Source organism: Halalkalibacter kiskunsagensis (assembly GCF_037027555.1).
Taxonomy (GTDB): Bacteria; Bacillota; Bacilli; order Bacillales; family Bacillaceae_D; genus Halalkalibacter; species Halalkalibacter kiskunsagensis.
Window position 1 is genome coordinate 20250 of record NZ_JAXBLX010000060.1, and the last position, 6970, is coordinate 27219.

At 38.0% G+C, this 6970-nt stretch carries 7 protein-coding genes; 6 read left to right on the forward strand and 1 reads right to left on the reverse strand.

Going from position 1 to position 6970, the window contains the following annotated elements; translation table 11 throughout:
• The first annotated feature begins 50 nt into the window (after nt 1–50).
• Both SLH51_RS22150 and SLH51_RS22155 read left to right on the forward strand, forming a co-directional pair.
• On the forward strand, nt 51–1025 hold the full coding sequence (locus tag SLH51_RS22150) for a ComEC/Rec2 family competence protein (RefSeq protein WP_335963728.1): 975 nt from the start codon (nt 51–53) through the stop codon (nt 1023–1025).
• A 193-nt stretch (nt 1026–1218) separates the two neighbouring features.
• Nucleotides 1219–2100, forward strand: a complete 882-nt coding sequence (locus SLH51_RS22155) for a ComEC/Rec2 family competence protein (RefSeq protein ID WP_335963729.1) — start codon at nt 1219–1221, stop codon at nt 2098–2100.
• Between the two features lie 120 nt (nt 2101–2220).
• Here the strand turns inward: SLH51_RS22155 and SLH51_RS22160 are convergent, their stop codons facing one another.
• Nucleotides 2221–4155, reverse strand: coding sequence for an ABC transporter ATP-binding protein (locus SLH51_RS22160; RefSeq protein WP_335963730.1), 1935 nt, complete (start codon nt 4153–4155; stop codon nt 2221–2223).
• Nucleotides 4156–4403: 248 nt separating this feature from the next.
• Here SLH51_RS22160 and SLH51_RS22165 point away from each other — a divergent pair, with 248 nt between their 5' ends.
• From SLH51_RS22165 to SLH51_RS22180, 4 genes are all read left to right on the forward strand, one after another.
• Nucleotides 4404–5039 carry a redox-sensing transcriptional repressor Rex gene (locus SLH51_RS22165; RefSeq protein WP_335963731.1) on the forward strand — a complete coding sequence of 212 codons (636 nt, stop codon included), beginning with the start codon at nt 4404–4406 and terminating at the stop codon, nt 5037–5039.
• A gap of 152 nt (nt 5040–5191) precedes the next feature.
• Nucleotides 5192–5374, forward strand: a complete 183-nt coding sequence (locus tag SLH51_RS22170) for a twin-arginine translocase TatA/TatE family subunit (protein ID WP_315616321.1) — start codon at nt 5192–5194, stop codon at nt 5372–5374.
• A 17-nt stretch (nt 5375–5391) separates the two neighbouring features.
• A complete protein-coding gene (gene tatC / locus SLH51_RS22175; protein WP_335963732.1) occupies nt 5392–6144 on the forward strand; it encodes a twin-arginine translocase subunit TatC in 753 nt (250 codons plus the stop codon).
• Nucleotides 6145–6333: 189 nt separating this feature from the next.
• Nucleotides 6334–6867, forward strand: a complete 534-nt coding sequence (locus SLH51_RS22180) for a DoxX family protein (RefSeq protein WP_335963733.1) — start codon at nt 6334–6336, stop codon at nt 6865–6867.
• The last annotated feature ends 103 nt before the right edge of the window (nt 6868–6970 follow it).

A 6970-nucleotide genomic window follows, 5' to 3' on the forward strand; every position in this document is an offset into this window, starting at 1 on the left:
TTTACAATTTCTCTTGAAAAACTAGATTGGATGAAAAAAGGGGGGAGAATGTGAGTTATCGCCTGTTTGTGAACATAAGAATCTTTCTGTTACTAATTTTCTTATTTGTTGGTATGTATCCTATGGTTACATTTATAAAAGCGGAATCGACCTCAATGGCCATAGAGGTAGAAACGGATCCAAGCAGAACAGCTGAGCTATTTGATGAAACAAAGCATATGGGGATGTTGCAAATTAGGTACTTGGATTTAAAGGCAGATACAAAGTCGGGAGATGCGATTTTGCTTCAAAGTCCTGATGGGGAAGCGATGTTAATTGATGCTGGTATGGTTGCTACCGGACAAGAGTTAGATAATTATTTGAATCAATTAAATATAGAAAAACTAGATTATGCTGTGGCAACACATCCGCATCATGACCACATTGGTGGGTATCATACCCTTTTTCATTCTAAACAAATAGGGGTCCTTTTAATGCCGGATTTGCCACATACCACTCAAACGTACAAAACGTTTATCGACCTTAGTAATAAAAAAAAGATTAAGACGCAGTACGTACAAGCGAATGATACGTTTATGCTCGGGGATGAAGTGGAAGTAGAGATCGTAAGCCCTAGCTTTACGGCATTAGGGAAAGCTCGAAATAAACGTAATCTATCGACAGCAGAAGTAAATAATCTTTCACTCGTAATCAAAGTCACTTATCGTAACAATACGTTTTTATTCACAGGTGATATTTACAAGAAGCAGGAAAAAGAATTGATAAAACAAACGAAAGACAAACTAGATGTCGATTTGTTGCATGCACCTCATCACGGAGACAGTACTTCCTCATCGCAAGCATTTATCAATGCTGTTAGTCCGAAATACACAATGATAAGTGCTAATATTCTTCAAAGTATACGAGTGTATAACCGCTATCAGAAAAGTGGTAGTGAAGTCATTGCCACAAGTAGAGCGGAAAATGTATTAATTCTCTCAGATGGAGAAAGCATAACGATTATGACTGAAAAAGGAGGCCACTGAAAGCCGCACGTTGCTTCGAGGGTGCTGAAAAAGACGTATATTAGTAAGTTATGTGAATGTTTGTTTTGGCATTTGCTCATTGAGGAAGATAATAAAGACAAGCTTATTGGTAAACGATCTAATAATTATGTGTATATTTGAGAAACCTTTACTAACACGTTTTTTACAAGACTTTTGGAAGAGGATTGATCATATGAACAGTCAACAAAGATGGTGGTTTTTCATCGTTTTACTCATCATTTCAATCATTGCGCCAACTAGCGGATTTGCGCAAACAAATGATGCAGACAAGCTCGAAATACGATACTTTTATTTAGAGGCAGACAAAAAGTCAGGAGATGCCATTCTATTAGAAAGTCCTGATGGAAAAAGGATGCTCATTGATGCAGGGATGGAACAAACAGGACAGCAATTGGATCGATATTTAAAACAAATGCAAATTGATCAAATCGATTATGTCATTTCCACGCATCCGCATCATGATCATATCGGAGGCTTCTCAACCATTTTAGATTCGTTGGATATCGGTGTATTGCTAATGCCAAACATCAAACATTCTACTAAAACCTATGTAGATTTTACGAACCTTCTTACAAAGCAGAAGATACCCTATCAATATGTGAAGGAAGGGGATCGGTTTACTCTAGGTGAGGATGTTGAGGTGGAAGTAATTAGTCCTTCTGAGGAAGATTTAGACAGTGCTGCGAAAGAGAAACACTTATCTACCGCTGATATTAATAACTTATCACTCGTCTTAAAAGTCACCTATTGTGATAATACGTTTTTATTTACTGGAGACCTTTATAAGAAACAAGAGAAACAATTGGTAGCAGCCAAAAAAGAGTTATTAAACGTTGATTTGCTTGACGCTCCTCATCATGGGGATTCTACTTCATCATCTAGACAATTTATTAACGCTGTAAACCCTAAATACACGATCATAAGTGCCAATATATTGCAAAGCAAACGAGTCATGAAACGATACGAACAAAGTGGCAGCCATGTATACACAACAAGCAAACATCAAACCATTGTGATCACCTCTGATGGCAAAGAGATACATGTAAGTGGATAGGCAGGGTCTGACCAACCTGTATTATCAAAGAAGTTCTGGAAAAAGTAAAAAAGGCCAGCCCCCAGCCAGATCCACTGCGGTTTAACGAAGTGAATCTGGCTGGGGCTAACCCAAACCTAATTATTCTTGCAGTTGTTCCCATTCTTCCATTAGTGTTTCAATTGTTTGTTTTGCTTCGTCAATTTCTGTTTGGAGCGTCTGCGCCTTTTCGTGATCAGAATAAATAGATGGGTCACATAGGTCATCTTCTTTTTGTGCTAAGGTCGATTCAAGTGTATCAATTTGGCTTTCAATTTCTTCAATTCTTCTTAAACGTTGTCGTTCGGCTTTCTTTGCTTCTTTGTCTTGTTCATAGGAGCGTTTATCGGCTTGGTTACTTTCTAAAGAGGAAGAAATTGTTTGTCCCTTTTCTTGTTGGATCAGCAATTCTCGTTGCTTCATCTCATCTTTTTTCTCAACATAATAATCATAGTCTCCAAGATAATTTGTGATCTCACCGTCAACAAGCTCAGCCATTCTGGTGGCAAGTCTGTTTAAGAAATAACGGTCATGAGAGACAAATAACAATGTACCAGGATAATCAATTAATGCATTCTCAAGAATTTCCTTTGCATCGAGATCCAAGTGGTTCGTCGGCTCATCGAGAATTAACAGATTGGCTTTTTTTATCATGAGTTTGGCAAGTGCAAGTCGAGCTTTTTCACCGCCACTTAAAGTGGAAACAGGTTTTAAGACGTCATCGCCACTGAACAGAAAGTTTCCTAGAACGGTCCGAATCTCTTTTTCTGGAAGGAGAGAATGGTCGTCCCATAGCTCATGAAGAACCAACTTATTTGACTTTAAATTGGCTTGTTCCTGATCATAATACCCTACGGTTACATTGCTGCCGAAGCGAATCGTTCCGTTTTTTATTGGAACGTTCTTCATTAAAGCCTTTAATAGTGTCGACTTACCTGCCCCGTTTGGTCCAATTAAAGCAACACTTTCACCACGGTCAATCGCTAAATCTAAACTTTGAAAAATCGTTTCCTCTCCATAAGCAACATGAAGATCGGTCGTTCGTAATACTTCATTTCCGCTTTGACGCTCAATTGTAAAAGAAAAGGAAGCAGACTTTTCTGATCCAGCTGGTCGATCTAGTAAGGTCATCCTATCTAATTGTTTCCGTCTGCTTTGTGCTCGTTTGGTTGTTGAGGCTCTCGCAATATTTCGTTGGATAAAGTCCTCAAGCTTAGCGACTTCATCTTGTTGTTTTTCATATTGTTTTAATTCAAGTTCATAGCGCTTGGCTTTTTCCTCAAGATAAGAACTATAGTTCCCAGTAAATTTAGTGGATTTTGTCCTTGATATCTCGACAACTTCTGTAACGATTTTATCTAGAAAATAGCGGTCGTGAGAAACGATAAGGATAGCGCCGCGATAGTTAATTAAGTATTGCTCGAGCCATGTCAACGTTGCAATATCAAGATGGTTGGTCGGCTCATCAAGAATAAGCAAATCAGGCTTAGTTAATAATAACTTTGCTAGGGCAAGTCTTGTTTTTTGCCCACCACTTAAAGTGGAAATCTTTGTGTTGTAATCAAAATCTGCAAAGTTCATCCCTGAGAGCACGCCACGAATGTCAGCTTCATATTGATAGCCACCATTGTCTTTAAAAGTAAGCTGAAGTTGATCATATTCTTTCAATAGTTTTTCATAACGAGATTGACTTGCTAGTAAATCAGGATCAGACATTTGCTGTTCCATATTGCGTATTTGTTTTTCCATTTTACGTAAGGGGGCAAATACAGTTAACATCTCTTCCCAAATCGATAATTCTGATTCTAGTCCAGTATTTTGAGCAAGGTAACCAAGTTCAGTTCCTTTAGGCATCATCACTTGTCCACTATCATACGAAAGTTGCCCTGCGATAATTTTCAGCAATGTTGATTTCCCGGCACCATTTCGTCCAACAAGTGCAACGCGTTCACCAGTTTGGATATCAAGCTTAATATTTGTTAAAATAGGATCGACGCCAAATGATTTTGATATATTTATACATTGTAAGACAATCATGAATGTTCATTCCTTACTAACTATAATAGATGTAAAAAAGTGACCTTATTTGAAAGTGGCAATGGCTCCGCACGCTGCTTAGAGTTACCGAAAAAAGGTGAAAATCGACCTTTTTTCGGTAACTCTAGTGTATCGTAGATTCTATCTTTCAACAACTTCATGAACAACAATGTAAACCGATTACAAACCCTGTGAAATAGTGTACAATAACCATACGTCTTACAGGAAAACGGTAAAGGAGGCAATGGATGAAAATTGATCAGACCAAGATTCCACAGGCTACAGCAAAGCGTTTACCACTATACTATCGATTCTTGGAAAATCTTTCTGCCTCGGGGAAACAACGAGTATCTTCAACGGAGTTGAGCGAGGCGGTAAAAGTTGACTCAGCAACCATTAGGCGTGATTTTTCTTATTTTGGGGCGCTCGGAAAAAAAGGGTACGGTTATAATGTGAACTATTTACTATCTTTTTTCCGGAAAACATTAGATCAAGATGAAATAACAAAGGTGATTCTTGTAGGTGTTGGAAATTTAGGTACAGCGTTCTTACACTACAATTTCTCAAAAAATAATAGTACGCAAATTGTCATGGCTTTCGATGTGGATGAAAGTAAGATTGGCGATGAAGTTGGTGGAGTCACCGTGCATCATTTAAAAGACTTGCAAGATGTCATCGACCCGGAAGTTACTGTTGCAATTTTGACTGTACCTCAAGCCCCTGCACAAAAGATCGCGGATCAATTAGTTGATGCAGGCATACAAGGAATACTAAACTTTACACCAGCTAGGTTGGATGTGCCAGAAACGGTACGGGTACACCATATCGATTTATCTGTTGAATTACAGGCATTGGTTTATTTTTTAAAGCATTATCCTTTATAAGAGTCTGTATAAAAAGGAGTGTTTTATTCCTTTTTATACAGATTCAAAGCAATGAGTGAAGCCACTACATCTTTTAAGTCCGTGTGAGAGAGGCCATTGCCATCTATTTGAATAAACTCTATAATCAAAATTAGGACAAGGAGGTGCTACCTATGGGTGGATTAGGAGCAGGCAGCATTGCGTTAATTGCAATCGTTGCATTACTAATATTTGGTCCGAAGAAGTTGCCAGAGTTAGGAAAAGCGGCTGGAAATACTTTACGTGAATTTAAAAATGCAACAAAAGGCTTAGCAGACGAAGATGATAACAAGAAAAAAGAAAACGATAAAGCCTAAGTAGGAAGGGTCTATAAATGGAACAAAGAGACATGTCGGTAATGGACCACATTGTGGAGCTTAGACGAAGAATCATTATAACGTTAATCTTCTTTGTCGTGGCGCTCATTGCCGGCTTCTTTTTAGCTGCACCACTTATCACATACTTACAAAGTACACCAACGGCTCAGAATTTGCCGATGAATGCATTTAAAATGACAGATCCGATTCGGATTTTTATGACATTTGCTTTTGCAAGTGCGCTTATCATTACCTTTCCAGTAATTTTGTTTCAGCTTTGGGCGTTTGTCAGCCCTGGTTTGCATGAAAAGGAGCAAAAGGCAACACTGGCCTATATTCCGTTTGCGTTTATTTTGCTTTTAGTTGGCCTTTCTTTTTCTTACTTCGTTCTTTTTCCATTTATTGTTCAGTTCATGAGCAACTTATCTGAACGATTAGGGATTACTGAGCAGTACGGTATTAATGAATATTTCTCATTTCTCTTTCAAGTAACAATCCCATTTGGACTTTTGTTTCAATTGCCAGTTGTCGTGATGTTCTTTACACGTTTAGGAATGCTAACACCGAGTTTACTAACGCAAGTTAGGAAATTTGCTTATTTTATTTTGCTTGTCATAGCGGGCTTGATTACACCACCAGAGATTTTATCTCATTTAATGGTGACCCTTCCGTTATTATTGCTCTATGAATTTAGTATCTGGGTGTCATATCTCACATATCGCAAAGTACAAAGGTTGGAGAAAGAACGCGAACAGAATATGGAGGAGTGAGTGTCTTGTATAGGCATTCACTCTTTTTTTAGATAAATTATGTGAAACATTGAACAAAGTTTGACAACTATGTAAAAGGGGTAGCGAAAAGACTTTTTCTGTCCTATACTATGAGTGTAGAAAGGTTGTGAAAACATTCACAAGTTAATGTGAAGTGTTGAGCAAACCATAACAAAAGGAGGACTTACAATGATTGGTCAATTTTTTAGAAATAATAAATATATCGCGGGAGTATGGTTGTTCTTACGTATCTATCTAGGATGGTCTTGGTTAACTGCAGGTTGGGGAAAAGTGATGGGAGACTTTAATGCAGGAGGATATTTACAAGGATCTGTAGCCAATCCAGTAATGAATGGGGAAGTGTTAAAGTATCCGAATTATGTAGCATTTTTAGAAAATGTAGCAATTCCAAATGCGGATGTTTTTAGTGTAATGGTAGCATGGGGAGAAGTGCTCGTTGGATTAGGCTTAATAGTAGGAGTCTTCACTTCAGCCGCTGCATTCTTTGGAGTCGTGATGAATATGTCATTTATGTTTGCAGGAACTGTTTCTTCTAACCCGTGGATGGTAATGATCTCAATGTTCATTTTAGCAGCAGGAGCAAATGCTGGACGATACGGTGGAGACAAATGGGTATTACCATATGTGAAAAATTTAGTATTTAAAAATAGAAACAATGGAAAAGGCCTAGGTGCAAGTGGGGATTTACGAGAAGCCATTTAAATAGCAAAGAAAAAAGGGGTAGACTCAATAAACTGGCACCTATGTCAAGGACACAATAAAAAAAGAGATTAAGCAACTAGAAGATGATTCCTATATTGAATAG